Consider the following 17085-nt stretch of genomic DNA (forward strand, 5'->3'; position numbering starts at 1 on the left):
GCGATTCCCCGGCGCTCCGCGTGGGATCCGCCGCAAACGTCCGACGCCGGCCGCGGGCGAATGTGCTCGTGCCCGACCTCAGGTCGAGGGGCGGGAGGCTGTTGCGTTCAACGCCGCTTCGAGTTCGGGGTTGGAAGGAAACCCGCCGGCGCGGGCCTTTTGATAGTGCCAGCGAGCCAGCTCGAGCAGGGGCGGATCCCGGTGAAGGTAGAAGACGGCCAGGTTGTGATGAGCGGCGGCATACCCGGGCTCCAGCAAAATGGCCCGGCGCAGCGCGGTTTCCGCGGCGGCGCGAAGCCCCTTGTGACTGAGCGCCAGTCCCAGGTAGTTCTGGACCTCGGCACTGCGCGAATCCAGCTCGGCGGCCCGGCTGAAGGCGTCCACCGCGTCGTCGTACCGCCCCAGGCGGAGGTAAACCTGCCCCAGGACCGATCGCACCCGCGCATCCCCGGGAGCGAGGCGCGCAGCCGCCTCGGCGTGTGGCAGGGCCTGTCCGGGCCGATCCCTTCGCAACTCGACCAGGGCAAGATTGGCCAGGGCCGTGGGATGCCGGGGTGACTGTTGAAGGATCTCGGAGTAAAGCCTCCCGGCGGCCTCGAGATTGCCCTGCTCGAAGGCCCGCCGGGCCTGTTCCAGCCGTTTCTCCACCTCCGGCGGGGCCGGCGCCGGCGGCGCGGTGGAGGCCGTTGCTGGAGCAGCCCGGGCCGCTCCCGGGGAAGGCCGGTCCGGTTCGGTCAAAGGAGCCGGGTCGGGAGCGCGGAGCAGGGCCAGTTCCTCGGCGGTGAAAGGCACCGGTTCAGCCTCCAGGGCCGCCAGGCGCGCACGCAGGGTGGCGACCGCCTCGGCGTGCGCCTGTGCCCGGGCAACCTCGTTGCTGCGGGCATTGAGGAGACGTTGTTCCAACGCGGCCTTCTCGAGGCGGAGGATGTCCAGATCGGATTCAAGGGTTGCAAGCCGGAGCTGCGATTGGCGGAGGGCTTCAAGGGTGTTGGTGCCCCGGGCGGCCTCCGCAGTGAGCCGCGCCAGTTGCTGTTTCAGCACAGCGTTTTCAGCGCGGAGGGTTTCCAGCGTTTCGGCATCGGCCCGGAGCCGGTTCAATTGTTCGTTCAAAGCGGCCTTCTCGGCGGCCAATTGCCGGTTGAGCAGCTGCTGTTCTTCCAATTGACGCCGGGTTTCGCGCAGCGCCTGTTCCAGTTTTTCGAGGACCTCCGGCGAAGCGGCGGCCTGCTGGGCGGCCAGTTGTTCCTGCAGCCTGTGGTTCTCGCGGGCCAGCGCGTCGGCGCGTTCGGTTTGCTCGGCCAGTTGTTGTTGGAGATGCTGCAGTTGCTGCTGAAGGCCGACGGAGGCGTCGGTTGCGGCCCCTGCGGCCGCGGGCACGCGCTCCTGCAAAAGGGCCAGTTCCTGCTCGAGCGCGGCGATCCGGTCCTGCGCCTGCCTGAGTTCCCGGGCTGCGGCAAGTCCGTGGGCGGTGAGTTGTTCATCCGCCATGGCCTTTTCGCGGGCGAGTCGCCGGGCCAGCTCGGTTTGCTCGGCCAGTTGACGCCGGGTTTGCTCGAGTTCCTCCCGCAATTTCCGGATCTCCTCCGATTGCTCCGGCGTGGCCGACCGGCGCTGTGCCTCCTCGAGTGCCGCGCGCAGGAGATCCCGTTCCTTCTCCAAATCGCGGAGCCGTGCCTGCGCCTTCGCCAGTTCCCTGGGATCCATGCCCGCGGGTTGCACGGAAAGGGCCTCACGCAGCCGCGCCTCGAGCAGGGCCTTGTCCGCCTGAAGTTGGGCCACCTGCTGGCGGAGCGTTTCGATCTCCCGAACCAACGCAGGGTCCGGCACGGGTGGCGCCGCCGGTGCGGATTCAGCAACGGCAGCAGGTTGAGGTGTGGTCGAAGCCGGCGGGACGGTCCCGGCCTCCGGCGCCGCTGCGGTGGCACGCGCAATTTGCGTGGCCAGGTAGTTCAGCCGGAACCGCACGATCCTGGGATTCCAATCGGGCCAGCTTTTTTCGAACTGCTCCAGCGCCTGGCGCGCCTCCAGATACCTCGCCAGGGCGGCCCGGGGTTGACCGAGTTCCAACAGCCGGTCCCCCTCACGGATGACCGAGTAGATGTGGATGTACTGTTGATCGGGGCCTTGAGCATCCGCGCCAAAACCGAGCCCGACCAGACAAAACCAGATCGCCAGCCAGAACCGTTTCATCCCACCGGCAGCCTACCGGCAGCCCAACCGGGTCAGCAACCCCATTGCCCGTGGGCCGCCGCACACGCGACATGCCTTCCCGCCGGACGAAGGCAGACCGATTCCGCAGCGAAGGAAATGAAACGCAACCAACAAGGCAGGCTGCCCCTGGCCGTATCTCCCCCGCCGGCGCACAGGGCGGGGGTCAGGTGGAAATACCCAGGGCGTGGAGGTCTTCCTCCAACATCCGGCGCAACTTCTGAAGCGCCAGATTCTGAAGCTGCCGCACGCGTTCGCGGGTCACGCCGAATTTCCGCCCCACTTCTTCCAGGGTCTTTTCCGGGCCCCCGTGCAGCCCGAATCGGAAACGCAGGATGGTGGCCTCGCGTTCCGGCAGCCGGTTGACCAGCTCAAGCACCTTGGCCGCAGTGGTCCGGCGTTCCAAAACCTCCGCCGGGTTGGGCGACGACTCGTCGGGCACGACCTCGCCGAGCCGGCTGCTGTCCTCGTCGCCCAACGGCGCGTCCAGGGAAGCCGGCCGTACCGCGGCAGAACGCAGCGCCGCCACCTTGCGCGGCGTGGTCTTGAGTTCCTGAGCCAGTTCTTCCTCGGTCGGCTCCCGGCCCAGCGCCTCCTGCAGCCGCAGCTCCGCCAGCCGCAGATGATAAATCTTGTCGGCCACGTGAACGGGCAGACGAATCGTCTTGCCCTGGTTGGCCAGGGCGCGGCGGATGGATTGCTTGATCCACCACGAACTGTAGGTGGAAAGCTTGCCCCCTTTGGCCGGATCGAAGCGTTCGACGGCCTTCATGAGGCCGATGTTCCCCTCGTTGATGAGGTCCAACAGCGGCAATCCCAAACCCTCATACTCGCGGGCGATCTTGACCACCAGCCGCAGGTTGGCGCGGATCATGTGCTCGCGCGCGGCCTCGTCCCCCTGCTTGATCCGGGCAGCCAGCTCGATCTCCTCTTCCGGCGTCAGCAGAGGCACCTGACCCGCCTCGCGCATGTACAGGGTGATGGCATTGGCCGTTTCATGCGGCAAACCCTGCAGTTCCTCCGCCAAATCGGCGGACCGGGGCACAAGTGCCTGAGGCGTTCCCGACACTTCCCCCGCCTCCGGTGACTCCTTCACCGGCTCGGCCTCTTCCTTTGCCGGCAGGACCGGGTTCTCACCAAGGGATGGCCCCGCAACGGCCCGGACCACCGTCTTCGTCCGGCGGGACCGCTTGAGCCCGGCAGCGGCGGTCCGCGCACGCAGCACCGCAGGTACGCCGGAGGTCTTCTTCGGCGTGCGCCCGGTGCGTCTCTGCTTGTTCCGTATGATTCGCATTGCAGTGTTGACTGGCGCGGCAGGGGATCCACTGACCCGCCTGCCAATTCCACGACTACAAGATTCGATGGTTGCAGTCAATTTTTTGTTCAAATATTTTGGCAACGCGATGAGCAAAAAGTGTCGCAACTGTGTAAGCATTTCGACACCAACATGTTATGCTGTGTCACCTGCCTCCGCCGGAAGGCCGGCGGGCGGGATGCACCTGGCTGCCTGTCTAAATCCTGCCGCAAAAGAACCGGTCCACGCTGCCAAGACCGGCCGGGCGCATGCCCTTAGGAACTGGCTCCCGGCCGTACCGGCACGCAGGGAACATTGAGATCCGAAATGGACACGCCCTGTTACTCGATACGGGTGGTGGCGGAGCGGACCGGTTTGAGTCCGCACGTCATCCGCGTGTGGGAAAAGCGCTACGGCGCGGTGCAACCGGAACGCACCGGCTCGAACCGGCGCCGGTACTCGGAGCGCGAACTGCAACGGCTGCTCCTGCTGGCCCGGGCGGTGGCGGCCGGGCACCCCATCGGGTGCATTGCCCGGTTATCCGATGACCGCCTGCGGGCATTGGCCTCGCCGGAGGGAAACGGGGCAACCGCCACGCGGGCTGATTTCCAGCCGGGCACAGCCTGCGCCTTTGTGGGGGAAGCCCTGTGCCGCGTGGAGACGTTCGACGAGCCCGGACTCCGGCGCGTGCTCAACCGGGCTCTGGTCACGGTGGGCCACCGCGGGTTTCTCTGCCGGGTGGTGGCAGCCCTGATCGAGGAGGTCGGCCGGCAATGGCGGGAAGGGACGTTGACGGCGGCGCATGAGCATTTTCTCAGCGGCGTTTTGCGGGTTTTCCTCGGCCACTTCGAGCCGCACACATCTGCCCGTGCCCCGCGTTTGGTGGTGGCAACGCCCTCCGGACAGCTCCATGAATTGGGCGCGCTTCTGGCCGCAGCGGCCGCGGCACAGGTGGGATGGCGCCCCATCCAACTCGGCAGCAACCTGCCAGCCGCGGAAATCGCCGGGGCGGCCCTGCGCACCGGCGCACGCGCCGTGGCCTTGAGCATCGTGTACCCGGCGGATGACCCTCTGTTGCCGGAGGAACTGCGCCGGCTGCGCGAGCTGTTGCCGGAAAAGACGCCGATTCTGGTGGGGGGCCGTGCCGCCCCCGCCTACCAGCCCGTGCTGCAGGAAATCCGGGCGATCCTCCACGCCGACTTGTGTTCCTTCTGCGATGCCCTGGACAAGCTGCGTGCCATCCGGTGAGGTGAACCGTACGCACCCTTCGATCGGCCCGGACGCCCGAAATGCCGCGTCCGTTCGCAGTCGGTTCGAACGTTTTCAGTCACCGGTCGGCCGGCTAAGTTGAACGGCGTGGAGAGGATGAAAACCGAAAGTCCGGCCGAGACGGAGGCCGTGGGACGGGCCTGGGGATTGGAGGCCGGGCCCGGGTGGGTTGTTTTGTTGTACGGCGATCTGGGTTCGGGCAAGACGGTTCTCGCCCGTGGGGTGGCTCAGGGACTTGGGTGCCCGGCGCGGGTCCATTCTCCGACTTTCAGTCTCTTGCACGTATACCGCGGTGGCCGGCTCCCGCTGTACCATTTCGATCTGTACCGATTGGACGGGCCCGAGGCGATTGCCCGGGCCGGCTTGGACGAGCAGCTCGTAAACGAGGGCGTCACAGTGATCGAATGGCCCGAACGACTGGGCGCCGGGGAAACCTGGCCGGCCTGGGCACCCCCCCCGCAACGCCTGCGCCGCGTGCTCCTCGAAATCACGGGACCCAACCAAAGGGAGATCCGGTATGAAGATCTTGGCCTGGGACGGCTCGGCTGATCCGCGTTCGGTCGCCCTGTTGGAGCAGCGTGCCGGGGAGGAACCGACCCTTCTGGCGGAAACCGAGGCACCCGGCGAACGGTCGGCGGCGCTGCTGCAGGTGGTGGAGCGGATTTTGAGTAAAGCCGGCTGGTGCCCCGCCGACGTGACGGCCCTGGCAGTGGGATTGGGGCCGGGCTCTTACACCGGCATTCGCGCGGCCCTGGCACTGGCACAGGGCTGGCACCTGGCACGGGGTGTGCCGGTCCACGCAGCCGGCAGCGTGGAGGCCATCGCCGCGCGTGCCTGGGCGGCAGGTTGGCGCGGGCACACCCGTGTGGTGGTGGATGCGCAACGCCGGGAACTTTACGTGGCCGGCTTCGCCCTGGAAGACGCGGGCTGGCGCGAGGTGGAACCTCTTCGGTTGGAGCCCGTCGAAGCGCTGCAGCAAAGGGCCGACCGCTCCGACTGGCGCTGGACGGGTCCCGAGGTCACCCGCTGGTTCCCGGAAGGGCGTGTACTGGGCCCGTCGGCCGCCTGGGTGGCCCGGCTGGCCCTCCGCACCGAACCCCGGTCGCCGGAAGCGTGGGAACCGATCTACCTGCGCCCCGTCCAGTTCGTCAAAACCGCGCCCACCCGGGAGATCACAAGATGAAACCGCTCGAGGAATGTCGGCTCTACACCTTCGTGGACACGGCCTACCTGGAGGGACGCGACCCGGTGGAGGTGGCGCGACAACTTTGCGAAGGCGGGGCCGATCTCGTGCAGATCCGGGCCAAGGACCTCGACCCGGACGAGATCCTCCGCCTGGCCGAACGAATTCTTCCGGTCACGCGTGCCGCCGGTGTGGGTCTGGTGATCAACGATCATCCCGATGTGGCGCGGGCCGTGGGCGCCGAGTTCTGTCACCTGGGCCAGGAGGATTTTTTCGATGCCGGTCACCGGCACGTCTCGGAACTGCGCCCGGCGGGCGCGACGTTCCGGCTGGGACTCAGCACGCACGCGCCCGAACAGGCACTCCGAGCGGTGGCCGCCGGGGCCGATTACGTGGCGGTGGGCCCGGTCCATCCCACCGGCACCAAACCGGGCGCCCCGCCGGTGACCCTGGCCTATGTCCGCTGGGCGGCAGAGAACCTGAGACTGCCCTGGTTTGCCATCGGCGGGATCACGCTGGAAAACGTGGACGAGGTGTTGGAAGCCGGGGCCCGGCGGATCTGCGTGGTGTCCGCCATCCTGAAATCGGCTCGTGTCTCGGAGACTTGCAGGCGGTTCCGGGAGCGTCTGGAACGGTTCGGCCGCGTTCCTTGACAGGGCGGGACCGGCTTCTATAGTTCGCGCAACATGGAGTCTTCGGCTTCATCGTCGGACAAGGAAGAAGGCGGCGGCGGCAAGCCGTCGTTGAAAAGCTTCGTCAGTGCAGGGCGCGGTCCGTGGCGAAACGTCCCCGATCAGGAGTGGAACGATTGGCGCTGGCAGTTGCGGCACCGGATCAGCACCCTCGAGCAGTTGGAGCGGCTGTTGCCGACGCTCACTCCCGAAGAACGCGCGGGCACCGTACTGGCCAACCGCAAACTGGCCCTGGGCATCACGCCGTATTTCTTCAACCTGATTGACCCGGCGGACGAGTTCTGCCCGATCCGGCGCCAGGTGATCCCCCGGATCGAAGAAACCCGAACGGCCCCCTGGGAAATGGCCGACCCGTGCGGCGAAGAAACCCACATGCCCGTGCCGGGCCTGGTGCACCGCTATCCGGACCGGGTCCTGTTCCTGGTCACCGACCGGTGCGCATCCTACTGCCGGTACTGCACGCGCTCCCGAATGGTGAGCAACGCCAGCGGCTACGATTTTCATCCCCGGTTCGACCAGCAGATCGAATACATCCGGCGCCATCCCGAGGTGCGCGATGTGTTGCTGAGCGGGGGCGACCCGCTGCTGCTGAACGACGAAAAGCTGGGCGAACTGCTGTCGGCCCTGCGGGCCATCCCCCACGTGGAACTGCTCCGGATCGGGACGCGGATCCCCATCTTTCTGCCGCAGAGGATCACCGCGGAACTGTGCGACCTGCTGCGGAGGTTTCACCCCCTCTTCATCAGCGTGCACACCAACCACCCGCGCGAACTCACCCTGGAGTCCAGGGCCGCCCTCGAACGGCTGGCCGACGCGGGGATCCCGCTGGGCAACCAGTCGGTCCTGCTCCGTCACGTCAACGATGACCCGGAGGTCATGCGCGCCCTGGTGCAAAAGCTCCTGATGTGCCGCGTGCGGCCGTACTACCTCTATCAGTGCGACCTCATCGCCGGTTCGGCTCATTTGCGCACCAGCGTGCGCCGGGGCCTGGAGATCATGCAGCAGTTGCGCGGTTGGACCACCGGCTACGCCGTGCCCACCTACGTGATCGACGCACCGGGCGGCGGCGGCAAGGTGCCGGTCAGCCCGGAGTACGTCGTCGAACACACACCCGAACGCGTGCTGTTGCGCAACTACCAGGGCGAATGGTACGAATATCCCGAGGTGCCGGACTCGCCGGTGCCTGCTCCGCACCGGCTGCCGCACTGCGCACCTCAGTGCGTCTGAACCAACGGACCGCGCTCAGATCATCCGGACACGGTCCGCCGTGCACCCGAGCGGCCGGTCCCGTTTTTGGATTTTCCACGGACCGAACTTGATTCATCTTGGACGGCCATGGGCAAGGGGAAACGACGTGAGGCGCGGGAACGCGCCGTCCAGTTTTTGTTCCAGTATGATCTGAATCCTCCGGAAAACCTGGAGGAGGCGCTGCGCGAATTCTGGGAAACCCAGCGGATGGCCGCACGGGGCGATTCCGGCGGCCCGACCTGGGGACAACCGGTCGAACCGCCGCCGCCCACCGCCGAGGAGATCGAGATCCGTGAGTTTGCCGAACCACTCATCCGAGGCACGGTGGCGCATCGCGAGGAAATCGATGCCAAAATCCGGCAGTACGCCAAGAACTGGGATCTCCACCGTATGGCCGTGGTGGACCGGAACGTGATGCGGCTGGCCATTTACGAAATGCTCTACCGGGAGGACATCCCGCCTGTGGTCAGCATCAACGAGGCGGTCGACATCGCCAAAAAGTATTCCACACCCGAAAGCGGAAAGTTCGTCAACGGGATCCTGGACCGGATCAAGAACGACCTGCTCCGCCCGGCCCGAACCCCGGCCGGCGGATGAACCCCCGGTCCCAAACGGTCCCTGTCGCAACCTCGTCCGTGTTCGCCGACCTCCATCTGCACACCCGATTTTCGGACGGAACCTTCGCGCCGGAGGAACTGGCGGAGGAGGCCCACCGGTTGGGGTTCGGCTGCGTGGCCATCACCGACCACGACACGGTGGAGGGCTGCCCCGCCATGTCCCGCGCCTGCGCCGAACGCGGCATGGAATTCATCCCCGGAGTGGAGCTCACCGCCGAGCTCGAAGGACTGGAAATTCACATCCTCGGCTACGGGTTCGATCTGCAGGACGAGCCGTTTCTGCAGGCCATGCGCAGATTCCAGACCGTGCGGCAGCAGCGCATCCGCGACATGGTCGCCCGGCTCAACGAAATGAACATCCCGTTGGAGGCCGACCGTGTCTTCGCACTGGCCAACTGCCGGTCACCCGGCCGCCCGCACGTCGCACGCGCACTGGTGGAGGCAGGCATCTGTCGCGACCTGGACGAGGCGTTCGAACGCTTTCTCAAAAAGCATCGGCCGGCATGGGTGCCCAAAAGCCGGATCCCCGCCCACGAGGCCATCGCCCTCCTTCACCGCGCGGGCGGAGTGGCCGTCCTGGCCCACCCGGGACTCTACTACGCGGACCCGCACCTGCCTGAACTGGTCCGCGCCGGCCTGGACGGCTTGGAATGTTTTCACACGAAACATTCCCCCTCCCTCACCGAGCATTACCTTTCCCTCGCCGCGCGGCACGGCCTGCTGGTGACCGGCGGATCGGATTGTCACGGTTACAACAAAGGACAACCCCTGGTCGGTTCGGTACGCCTGGCACACGAATTCGTGGTCCAACTGCAGGCCCGCATCGCCCAACGCACCGCCGAGCGACAACAAAAACTCCATTCGACCCTCTCATGAAAGGATTGCTGGCCAAATTCAAAGCCGGCTTGCAAAAGACCCACAGCAAGCTGGTGCACGAGATCAAACGCGTCCTCTCCCGTTCCCCGCGCCTGGACGCCACCACACTGGAGGAACTCGAACAGGCCCTGCTGGCCGCCGACTTCGGCGTCGCCACCACCCGGGAAATCCTGGAGGCCGTGCGCCGGGCCTACGAAACCCAGGGCCCCGCAGGGCTCGATGTGGCCGCCATCGCCGAGCGCGAGGTCGCACGCATCCTCACCAACCCGCGCAACGGTTTGCGCAAGGCGGCCCACATGACCACGGTCGTCTCCCTGGTGGGTGTCAACGGCACGGGCAAAACCACCACCGCAGCCAAACTCGCCCACGCCGTCCGACAACAGGGTCACTCCGCACTCCTGGCCGCATGCGACACCTTCCGCGCCGCCGCCATCGAACAGCTCAAACTCTGGGGACAACGACTCGGCGTGGAAGTGATCAGCGGCGCCTACGGAGCCGACCCGGCCGCCGTGGCCCATGACGCCGTCGCCTCCGCGCGCGCCCGCGGGATCGACTACGTCTTCCTCGACACAGCCGGCCGGCTCCACACCAAGTACAATCTGATGCAGGAACTGCAAAAGGTGCACCGTGTCGTGGGCAAACAAATCCCGGGCGCACCCCACGAGGTCCTCCTCGTCGTGGACGCACCCACCGGAATGAACGCCCTCCAGCAGGCGCGTGAGTTCCACAAGGCCGTCCCGTTGACCGGCCTGATCGTCACCAAACTGGACGGCACCAGCAAGGGCGGCATGGTCGTGGCCATCCAGCGTGAACTGGGCGTCCCCGTCAAATTCATCGGCCTGGGCGAGCAACCCGACGACCTGCAACCCTTCGATCCCGAACAGTTCGCAAAAGCCCTGTTCGCTGAATGACCACCCCGGGCAGCCACCAACCCCGGCAGCCGGCAACAACAAACCCCCGCCCCCCATCCCGCCGCACCGATCCCCCACGGCCGGGACCCGTGCCCCGTTGACAATCGCAACCCCAACCGGAAACTTGACGGCGTGAAAACATCGTCCCACCGCATGCCGCCACGGCTGGGTCCGAGCACCCTCCTGGCGCTCTCACTCCTCACTCCCCTCGCTCAACCGGCCCGGGCCGCCGAGCCGATCCAGCCCCGTGAAAAAATCGAGCTGTTCAACGGCCGCGATTTCACCGGCTGGTATCTGTTCACGCCCGGCGGCGATCCCACCAATACCTGGTCCATCCGCAACGGCGTCATCCACTGCACCGGCCGCCCCGCCGGATACATCCGCACCGTGGACGCCTATTGCGACTACAAACTCACCGTGGAATGGCGCTTCCTGAACCCGGGCAACACCGGTGTGCTGCTCCACATGAGCGGGCCGGACCAGGTCTGGCCCCGCAGCATCGAGGCCCAAGGCATGTACGGCAACCAGGGCGACTTCTGGGTCATCGGCGGGACCGATTTCAAGGAACACCGCGGCCGCAAGGAACGCCGAGTCCCCAAACAGGGTCCTTCCCACGAAAAACCCGTCGGGGAATGGAACACCTACGAAATCATCTGCAAGGGCGATACCATCCGGGTCTACGTCAACGGCCACCTCGTCAACCAGGCCACCGAGTGCACCGTCACTTCCGGCCACATCTGCATCCAAAGCGAAGGCAGCGAATTCGAGGTGCGCCGCGTCACCCTCGAGCCCTTGGAGTGAACCTTTGGCGCGACCTGCCCCCGCAACCCGTCGGTCGGACCCGGAAGCACCAGGGAAGATCCTGAAACAACGGCGACTGCCCCAACCTCACCCCGCCGCGATCGGCAACCGCCCCCGGCCCAGCCGCATCGCCCGGTAGGCCGTGGGCGTCATCCCCGTGTACCGCTTGAAACTACGGTTGAAATGCGGGATGGAACCGAACCCCACCGCCGATGCCACCTCCGCCACGGGCAGCGCCGGGTTCAGCAACAGGTCCTTGGCCCGCTCCAGCCGCACCCGGTTCAGGTATTGCGTGAAGGTCATCCCCATCTTGCGATGGAACAGCTTGCAAAAATAGTACGGACTCAGCCCCACACGCCGCGCCACCTCCCCCAGCGGCAACCGCTCGCCATGATGCTCCTTGATGTAGGCCAGCGCCTGCGCCAACGCACACGGCTTGCCGTACCGATCCGCCAGAATGCGCCGGCTCGCCACGTCCCCCAAATGATCCGCGTAAATGCGCAACAGCCGCACCACCGCATCCAGCTGCGCAGCCTCCAGCACGACCAACTCCGACAGCATCCCCGCCAAACGGTCCGCAGACACCTCCACGCCCCAGGCGCGAAGTTGTGCCAACGCCGCCTCCACCTCCTCCCGGCCCGGCCGCCGCAGCAAAAGCCGGTTGGTGTGCAACATCGCCGCCGGCTCCCCGCACAACCGCACCGGCACCGCCAAAACCGTCATCCCCGCCACACAACAAAACCGCTCCACCGAACGACCCGCCTCCAGCGCCCGACGCAATTCCTCCTGCCGCCGCTGGCACACCGCACGACCCTCCGCCGTCTCCACCACCCGCCGACAAACCGGATTGTCCAGAGCCAGCAAACCCACCCCATCCGCTGGCAACGGCCGCAACGTCACCCGCAGCCCCGTGGCCCGGTGAAACGCAGCCTCGAACCCCTCCGCCTCGTGCACCTGTTGCAGCACCCGAAAGGCCTGCTCCTGCGAACACTCCTGCATAAGATAACGTGCTGTCACAAGCATTTATGAATCACGAATATTGAACGTCAAGGAAAAGTTCGCACCCGCTTTTCCGGCCCCCCGCGGCTGCACCCCCCACACCAGCAAACGCAACCCGCAGCCGCCGGGTCGCATGGTCCAGGGACCCGGCCGGGCGCCGGCCCACCCCGCTCGGCCCGCCGGTGAAGTCCGCCGACGACACCAGCAGCGGGCGTCAAACCGGCTCCCCAGCCCGTTCGCCCGCGGTTCAGCACTCGCGACCACCGCCCTTGCGGCAACCGCCGGCAGCCGCCGGCTCGTCCATTGTCTTCGACCCGCCCCGGTCCGGGCGTTTGACTTGGTTCCGACCCATCCCTAGACTGGACAAGCATGCTGGCAACGGGCACCAAAGCAACCGCCACCCCCGCTGCGGATTCCCGGGACGCCGAGGTCGGTCTGCTCTGGAAACGGATCACTGGACCTTTGGAGGGATTCTTGGATCAGGTCTCGGCTCATCTGGTCGGGCAGGTACGATCTTTCGACCCCGAACTCACGGGCTTGGCGGAGTACACCCTGCAAGGGACCGGCAAGCAACTGCGCCCCACCCTGGTTGGTCTGGTCGGTCAGGCTCTGGGCGGCACGACAGAGGAGCACGTACGTGTGGCGGTCATCATCGAAATGATCCACCTGGCCACACTGGTCCATGACGACGTCATGGACGAGGCGTCTTTGCGCCGGGGACGGCTCACCGTGGCTGCCCGATGGGGGAACGAGACTGCGGTGTTGTTCGGGGACTGTCTGTTTGCGCAGGCCCTCGTTCAGGCAGCGTCCTTTCCCACGCCGGAGGTGTGCCGGACCGTCGCCCAAGCCACCCAGGTCGTCTGCACGGGAGAGATCTTGCAAACGCGCTATCGGCGTGACTTCGAACGATCCCGGCATTCCTACCGTCGGATCCTCGAGATGAAAACCGGCGAGCTGTTTGCACTTGCATGCGAGCTGGGCGCCTGGTGCAGCAGGGCCCCGGCCGGTGTCCGGGAGGGACTGCGACGATTCGGCCTGGCCTTTGGAACTGCCTACCAGTTGTACGACGACTGCCTGGACCTCTTGGGGGAGGAACAGAGGGCTGGCAAATCCCTGGGCACCGATCTGGCCAAGGGGAAATTGACCCTGCCCATCCTGCTGGCTTGGGAACGGGCGGATGCCCGGGACCGCAGCCGCTTGGAACGGTGGATCCGGGAATGGCATCCCCAGTATTTGCCCCGACTCCGCCAGTTGCTGGACCGTTATCAGGCACTGCCGGGCGCCCTGGCCGAAGTGCACGACCACCTGACCCGGGCAGGCCGTGAACTCGCACATCTACCCGCCCCCGTGCAGAAAGAGGGGCTCAGGGCCGCCGCCGAATTCCTGGCCCGTCAAACGGACAACCTGACGACCCCCGGTTGACCGGTTCCCGGACACCTCATGGCTCAGGAACCCATCCACCCCGGTTCCGTCCCGGCCCCCGCACCGGCCTCGCACCCCGAGCAAACCGGTCCACCGGACGAATCTCTGGTGGAACGAGCCCGACAGGGCGACCTGGAAGCGTTTGACCTGCTCATGCAGCGTCACCAGGAGCGCATCTACCAGGTCATCTACCACATGATCTCCCACCATGAAGATGCCCGGGACCTGACCCAGGAAACTTTCATCACCGCCTATCATGCGCTCGAGCGGTTCCGCGGCGACGCCGCCTTCGGCACCTGGTTGTACCGCATCGCCGTCAACAAGACCCTCAACTTCCTGGAAAAAAAGAGACCCGAACGCAGCGGCCCCAGCCTCAACGACCTCGACGCCCGTGCCGAACACGATCCCGATCTGGTCGCCCTCATCACGGAACAGACACCCCGCCGCGACGTTTCCCTGGCCGAGTTGCGCCAAAAGTTGAACGAAGCCATGATGAAATTGTCTGAAAAGCATAGACTGGTCGTGGTCATGCACGAGGTACAAGGTATGCCGCACGAGGAAATCGCCCGGATCCTGGACTGCAGCGTGGGCACCGTTCGCTCGCGCCTCTTCTATGCGCGGCAGCAACTGCAGGCATACCTTTCGGATTACCTTTGAACGACTCACAACACCATGGAAACGCCGTCCGGAGAATTCGAAAAACTGGGCCGCCTGCTGGCCTTGAAGCGCTACGAGCGGCCACCGGCCGGCTGCCTTGACGACATGCGCCAGGCCGTCCTGGCACGGCTGCGCCAGGAGAAGAACCGTCAGGCCGCGTCACCCGCGGAACCCAGGCCCCCATGGTGGCTGGCGATCCGCGAGGTTCTGGCCCCCAGACCGCTCTGGGCCGGCCTGGTGGGCGTAGGCGTGTCCGCGCTGGTGATCGGCGCCCTTTGGCAGGCCGAACAACTGCAATTGCCGGGGGGGTTGGAAGGAGCCGGTCTGGCACCCGTCGAGGTGCCGGCTGCGCGCCCCACCTGGCCGGCCGAAGCCCCGCCGGCCCTGCCCGTGCTGGCCCAACCCGGCGGACTGTTGGCCGCCACCAACCTGCCCCTGTCCCCGGCCAGGGAGACCGTCCCGGGCGGCATGCCCGGCGGACTTTTCGCGCCGCCCTCGCTCGAAGTCCAACGCGCCAGCAGCGCACCTCCGGCCTTGCAGACGGTGCCGTGGCGTTGAACCGGCGGGAGCGGCCAGGACGTCCGGTCCCGGACCAGCAGACGGGGACCGGCCCGCCCGGCCGCGGCCGTCTCCTTCGGCGCTGGGCGCCACCGCCCGCATCCCCGCAACCCGGCAGGCAACATTGACAGACACACACCCGGCTTTCTAGGTTGCAACGGTCCCGCTGCCCGCGGCAGCCCCGACCGACCTGCCGGCCCGCGACAGGATCGGAAGGGCGATTTCCCAACCGGCGGCGGCAAGCCAACTATGGCCAATACGATTCTGGTGGGCGCCCAGTGGGGCGACGAAGGCAAGGGCAAGATTATTGATGTGCTGACGGAAGAAGCCGACGTGGTGGTGCGGTACGCCGGTGGTAACAACGCCGGGCACACCGTCTGGGTCGGAACCGAACGCTACATCCTTCATCTCGTCCCCTCGGGCATCCTGCGGCGCGACAAGCTTTGCGTCATCGGCAACGGGGTGGTGATCGATCCGGTGGGCCTGGCGGAGGAAATCCGCGGTCTGCGCAAGCTGGGGGTCAAGGTCGGAGACAACCTCCGGATCAGCGAGACCGCCCATGTCGTGCTGCCCTACCATCGCGAGCTGGATGTGGCACGCGAACAACGGCAGGGACGCCAGCGCATTGGCACCACCAAACGCGGGATTGGCCCTGCCTATGCGGACAAGGCCGCACGAGTGGGCCTGCGCATGGTGGACCTGGTGCAACCCGACCTGTTCGCCGAGAAACTCAAGCGTCGGATTCGCGAAAACAACCAGGTGCTCCGCGCTTGGGGATCCCGCCCCCTCTCCTACCGCAAGGTGCTGGAGGCTTATCAGGCCGCGGGGACCTTCCTCAAACCTTTCGTCACCAATACGGTCCAGGTCCTGCACCGGGCCCTGCAGGAGGGCAAAAGCCTCCTGTTCGAGGGCGCCCAGGGTACGTTCCTAGACATCGACCACGGGACCTACCCGTTCGTCACCTCGTCCAACACCACCGCGGGCGGGGCCTGCACCGGATCGGGCGTGCCGCCGAACCGGATCGACCGCGTGGTGGGCGTCATGAAGGCGTACACCACACGCGTGGGCGAAGGGCCGCTGCCCACGGAAGACCCGGCCTTGGGCGAGCTGTTGCACGGCATGGGTCGCGAATTCGGCGCCACCACAGGCCGCCCCCGCCGTTGCGGCTGGTTCGACGCCGTGGCAGTGCGCCAGGCCGTGCTCATCAACGGCGTGGACTCCCTCGCCGTCACCAATCTCGACGGACTCGACACCGTCGAGACGATCAAGGTCTGCCTCGCCTACCGGGTCGGCCGCCGGCGTTACGACAGTCTGCCGGCCGACGCCGCGGAGCTGGCCGCCTGCGAACCGGTCTACGCCGAGTTCGCAGGCTGGCGCACACCCACCAGCGAGGTCCGGCGCTGGAAGGACCTGCCGGCCCGTGCCCGTGCGTATCTCAGGGCGCTGGAAGACCTCGTCGGCGCCCCCATCCGAATCGTCTCGGTGGGGCCCGCCCGGGAACAAACCATCTTCCGTTGACCCACGACCATGGCCGAACCGGGCACCGAACTGAGCGCACCCACCGGCACACCGCCCCTCCTGGGCACGCCCGGGAACTCCAACGGCTCCACGCTCAGCCCGGAAGCGCGCGCCGCCCTGCCCCGGCACGTCGCCATCATCATGGACGGCAACGGCCGCTGGGCCCGCCAACGCGGCCTGCCCCGGATCGAGGGACACCGCCACGGTGCCGAGTCCGCGCGCGCCGTGGTGCGGGCGGCGGCCGAGTTGGGCATCCAGTATCTCACCCTGTACGCATTCTCCGTTGAGAACTGGAACCGCCCGAAGGAGGAGGTCGACGCCCTCATGAAATACCTCCTCCACTACCTCAAGACCGAAACCGCCGAACTGCAACGCCACAACGTCCGGCTGCACGTCATCGGGCAGATCCACCGCCTGCCCGAACCGGTCCAGGCACAGCTCAAAAAAACCCTCCATGCCCTCTCCAAAAACAACGGCCTGACCCTCATCATGGCCCTCAGCTACGGCGGCCGCACCGAAATCGTCGAGGCGGTCCGAAGCATCGCCCGGCAGGTGCGCGAGGGCAGAATTGATCCGGAAGAAATTGACGAACGCCTCTTTGCCCAGCACCTCTGGACGCGGAACATACCCGATCCGGACCTCCTGATCCGCACCAGCGGCGAGATGCGGGTGAGCAATTTCCTCCTCTGGCAGATCTCCTACTCCGAGCTGGTGATCACTCCGGTCCTGTGGCCGGACTTTCGCAAATCGCACTTCTACGCCGCTCTGGAGGAATACGCCCGCCGCCACCGCCGGTTCGGCACGGTCTGAAGGCCCGGCCCGGCCCGAACCG

General features: G+C 66.5%; 17 protein-coding genes. 14 read left to right on the forward strand and 3 right to left on the reverse strand.

Going from position 1 to position 17085, the window contains the following annotated elements; genetic code table 11:
* Positions 1-78: 78 nt before the first annotated feature.
* Complete coding sequence (locus ACPDIX_RS04245; RefSeq protein WP_423430540.1) at positions 79-2190, reverse strand: tetratricopeptide repeat protein; 2112 nt, start codon at positions 2188-2190, stop codon at positions 79-81.
* A 184-nt stretch (positions 2191-2374) separates the two neighbouring features.
* Entirely contained in the window at positions 2375-3304 is a 930-nt protein-coding gene (locus ACPDIX_RS04250) for a sigma-70 family RNA polymerase sigma factor (protein WP_423430541.1), read from the reverse strand.
* 525 nt (positions 3305-3829) lie between these two features.
* Here ACPDIX_RS04250 and ACPDIX_RS04255 point away from each other — a divergent pair.
* The 9 genes from ACPDIX_RS04255 (at position 3830) to ACPDIX_RS04295 (ending at position 11099) form a co-directional block, all read left to right on the forward strand.
* Entirely contained in the window at positions 3830-4750 is a 921-nt protein-coding gene (locus tag ACPDIX_RS04255; RefSeq protein WP_423430542.1) for a MerR family transcriptional regulator, read from the forward strand.
* Positions 4751-4867: 117 nt separating this feature from the next.
* The gene (tsaE, locus tag ACPDIX_RS04260) at positions 4868-5320 is read left to right on the forward strand and encodes a tRNA (adenosine(37)-N6)-threonylcarbamoyltransferase complex ATPase subunit type 1 TsaE (RefSeq protein ID WP_423430543.1); all 453 of its coding nucleotides are present in this window, start codon (positions 4868-4870) and stop codon (positions 5318-5320) included.
* On the forward strand, positions 5289-5954 hold the full coding sequence (gene tsaB / locus ACPDIX_RS04265; RefSeq protein ID WP_423430544.1) for a tRNA (adenosine(37)-N6)-threonylcarbamoyltransferase complex dimerization subunit type 1 TsaB: 666 nt from the start codon (positions 5289-5291) through the stop codon (positions 5952-5954). Before tsaE ends, tsaB begins: the two co-directional genes overlap by 32 nt.
* Entirely contained in the window at positions 5951-6607 is a 657-nt protein-coding gene (gene thiE / locus ACPDIX_RS04270; protein ID WP_423430545.1) for a thiamine phosphate synthase, read from the forward strand. Before tsaB ends, thiE begins: the two co-directional genes overlap by 4 nt.
* A gap of 33 nt (positions 6608-6640) precedes the next feature.
* A complete protein-coding gene (locus tag ACPDIX_RS04275; RefSeq protein WP_423430546.1) occupies positions 6641-7873 on the forward strand; it encodes a KamA family radical SAM protein in 1233 nt (410 codons plus the stop codon).
* A gap of 108 nt (positions 7874-7981) precedes the next feature.
* Entirely contained in the window at positions 7982-8491 is a 510-nt protein-coding gene (nusB, locus tag ACPDIX_RS04280) for a transcription antitermination factor NusB (RefSeq protein WP_423430547.1), read from the forward strand.
* Between the two features lie 38 nt (positions 8492-8529).
* Positions 8530-9387, forward strand: a complete 858-nt coding sequence (locus ACPDIX_RS04285) for a PHP domain-containing protein (protein ID WP_423430548.1) — start codon at positions 8530-8532, stop codon at positions 9385-9387.
* Entirely contained in the window at positions 9384-10298 is a 915-nt protein-coding gene (gene ftsY, locus ACPDIX_RS04290) for a signal recognition particle-docking protein FtsY (RefSeq protein WP_423430549.1), read from the forward strand. Before ACPDIX_RS04285 ends, ftsY begins: the two co-directional genes overlap by 4 nt.
* A gap of 132 nt (positions 10299-10430) precedes the next feature.
* Complete coding sequence (locus ACPDIX_RS04295; protein ID WP_423430550.1) at positions 10431-11099, forward strand: 3-keto-disaccharide hydrolase; 669 nt, start codon at positions 10431-10433, stop codon at positions 11097-11099.
* Between the two features lie 87 nt (positions 11100-11186).
* Here the strand turns inward: ACPDIX_RS04295 and ACPDIX_RS04300 are convergent, their stop codons facing one another.
* The gene (locus ACPDIX_RS04300; protein ID WP_423430551.1) at positions 11187-12098 is read right to left on the reverse strand and encodes a helix-turn-helix domain-containing protein; all 912 of its coding nucleotides are present in this window, start codon (positions 12096-12098) and stop codon (positions 11187-11189) included.
* Positions 12099-12467: 369 nt separating this feature from the next.
* Here ACPDIX_RS04300 and ACPDIX_RS04305 point away from each other — a divergent pair, with 369 nt between their 5' ends.
* The 5 genes from ACPDIX_RS04305 to ACPDIX_RS04325 all read left to right on the forward strand — a co-directional run bounded on the left by ACPDIX_RS04305 (position 12468) and on the right by ACPDIX_RS04325 (position 17063).
* On the forward strand, positions 12468-13520 hold the full coding sequence (locus ACPDIX_RS04305) for a polyprenyl synthetase family protein (protein WP_423430552.1): 1053 nt from the start codon (positions 12468-12470) through the stop codon (positions 13518-13520).
* 18 nt (positions 13521-13538) lie between these two features.
* On the forward strand, positions 13539-14177 hold the full coding sequence (locus tag ACPDIX_RS04310; RefSeq protein WP_423430553.1) for a sigma-70 family RNA polymerase sigma factor: 639 nt from the start codon (positions 13539-13541) through the stop codon (positions 14175-14177).
* 15 nt (positions 14178-14192) lie between these two features.
* Complete coding sequence (locus ACPDIX_RS04315; protein WP_423430554.1) at positions 14193-14735, forward strand: hypothetical protein; 543 nt, start codon at positions 14193-14195, stop codon at positions 14733-14735.
* 249 nt (positions 14736-14984) lie between these two features.
* Positions 14985-16253, forward strand: coding sequence for an adenylosuccinate synthase (locus tag ACPDIX_RS04320; RefSeq protein ID WP_423430555.1), 1269 nt, complete (start codon positions 14985-14987; stop codon positions 16251-16253).
* 9 nt (positions 16254-16262) lie between these two features.
* Complete coding sequence (locus ACPDIX_RS04325) at positions 16263-17063, forward strand: isoprenyl transferase (RefSeq protein WP_423430556.1); 801 nt, start codon at positions 16263-16265, stop codon at positions 17061-17063.
* Positions 17064-17085 lie beyond the last annotated feature (22 nt).

The organism is Limisphaera sp. 4302-co, from assembly GCF_049537155.1.
In the GTDB taxonomy this organism is placed as follows: Bacteria; Verrucomicrobiota; Verrucomicrobiia; order Limisphaerales; family Limisphaeraceae; genus Limisphaera.

Excerpts from the sequence above, each read along its gene's own strand:
- ACPDIX_RS04275 (WP_423430546.1), top strand. The coding sequence starts at position 6,641 with ATGGAGTCTTCGGCTTCATCGTCGGACAAGGAAGAAGGCGGCGGCGGC.
- ACPDIX_RS04315 (WP_423430554.1), top strand. The coding sequence starts at position 14,193 with ATGGAAACGCCGTCCGGAGAATTCGAAAAACTGGGCCGCCTGCTGGCC.
- tsaB (WP_423430544.1), top strand. The coding sequence starts at position 5,289 with ATGAAGATCTTGGCCTGGGACGGCTCGGCTGATCCGCGTTCGGTCGCC.
- nusB (WP_423430547.1), top strand. The coding sequence starts at position 7,982 with ATGGGCAAGGGGAAACGACGTGAGGCGCGGGAACGCGCCGTCCAGTTT.
- ftsY (WP_423430549.1), top strand. The coding sequence starts at position 9,384 with ATGAAAGGATTGCTGGCCAAATTCAAAGCCGGCTTGCAAAAGACCCAC.
- tsaE (WP_423430543.1), top strand. The coding sequence starts at position 4,868 with ATGAAAACCGAAAGTCCGGCCGAGACGGAGGCCGTGGGACGGGCCTGG.
- ACPDIX_RS04300 (WP_423430551.1), bottom strand. The coding sequence starts at position 12,098 with ATGCAGGAGTGTTCGCAGGAGCAGGCCTTTCGGGTGCTGCAACAGGTG.
- ACPDIX_RS04255 (WP_423430542.1), top strand. The coding sequence starts at position 3,830 with ATGGACACGCCCTGTTACTCGATACGGGTGGTGGCGGAGCGGACCGGT.
- ACPDIX_RS04305 (WP_423430552.1), top strand. The coding sequence starts at position 12,468 with ATGCTGGCAACGGGCACCAAAGCAACCGCCACCCCCGCTGCGGATTCC.
- thiE (WP_423430545.1), top strand. The coding sequence starts at position 5,951 with ATGAAACCGCTCGAGGAATGTCGGCTCTACACCTTCGTGGACACGGCC.
- ACPDIX_RS04310 (WP_423430553.1), top strand. The coding sequence starts at position 13,539 with ATGGCTCAGGAACCCATCCACCCCGGTTCCGTCCCGGCCCCCGCACCG.
- ACPDIX_RS04325 (WP_423430556.1), top strand. The coding sequence starts at position 16,263 with ATGGCCGAACCGGGCACCGAACTGAGCGCACCCACCGGCACACCGCCC.
- ACPDIX_RS04320 (WP_423430555.1), top strand. The coding sequence starts at position 14,985 with ATGGCCAATACGATTCTGGTGGGCGCCCAGTGGGGCGACGAAGGCAAG.
- ACPDIX_RS04245 (WP_423430540.1), bottom strand. The coding sequence starts at position 2,190 with ATGAAACGGTTCTGGCTGGCGATCTGGTTTTGTCTGGTCGGGCTCGGT.